General features: G+C 43.9%; 1 protein-coding gene and 1 pseudogene. Both read left to right on the top strand.

All coding sequences use genetic code 11. The annotated features are described in order from the left end of the window. Nucleotides 1-461, top strand: a pseudogene (locus A3739_RS06235) (hypothetical protein); the annotation flags it as partial. 112 nt (nt 462-573) lie between these two features. Continuing rightward, nucleotides 574-1,016 (top strand): isoprenylcysteine carboxylmethyltransferase family protein (locus A3739_RS06230; RefSeq protein ID WP_156502399.1); only part of this gene is annotated, 443 nt, incomplete at its 3' end.

The raw sequence follows: 1,016 nt of genomic DNA, 5'->3' as shown, positions 1-1,016 counted from the left end.
AACACGACCATCATGAGCACGAACATCATTCTCACCATGAACATTATGCACATAATGTATGTTGTGGCTGCAACCATGCCATTGAAGTCAAAGACGACAGCACCTGGCTACAGAACCTAACGCTCGTGTTCTCGATGGGGCTCCGTCCTTGCTCTGGCGCACTAATCGTTTTGACCTATGCCTATTTAGTCAATGCCTATGGATTTGGGATCGTCGCCACCTTGGCGATGGGACTAGGCACTGGCATTTCTATCGCGCTCATTGCAGCAGGAACCGTATTCGCGAGAGGGTTCTTTGAACGCCTACTAAACGCTAGCGAATCGAGCTCGACGGCGGTGTTTAGTCATTTTGGCTTATATCTTCAAATAGCTGGCGGGGCACTACTTATTGCATTCGGCTGGGGATTATTATCTGTCACATTGACTCCGGTTGCGGAGCATCCATTACTGCTTGGTCGCTAAAAGACTAAATCAAAAAGTACCCTGACATATAAAAAAATGATCTCATCTAAGTAAATCGCCTATTAAGCTTTAATACGTATTGCTTCTAAGATGATTAAAAGATGAAAGAAACATGTCTTATTGGTGGCTTACAAAGCTTACTTGTTCGATTCTGCTCATAGCGAGCATCATTATAAGTGCGTTCACAAGCTGGCTACCCGATATCAACACAAGCGATTCTCTGGCTGGGCGAATTCTTGTACTCGTTGGCGGTGCTATTTTTTTGAGTCATTACTGGCTCATCAAACGCGATAACAAAAGATTAGAAGAGATGGAATATCTCGTCACTCAAACGGCCTTATTTAAACGTATTCGTCACCCAATGTATTTCGGCGAGATGTTCATGATGTTGGGTTACGTACTGATTGCTGCGCATAGCCTTACCTTACTGATTTTTGTGCTTGGCATTCTCGCACTAGTGATGCAAGCTAAAGTCGAAGACAAACAGGTTGCAGACAAATTTCCTCAGCCTTACGCACAATGGACAAAAACAACAAAACTAATCCTGCCTTATGT

The organism is Oleiphilus sp. HI0067, from assembly GCF_001635735.1.
Note: the sequence above shows the minus strand (reverse complement) of the source record. Positions and strands in the feature narration are given on the sequence as shown.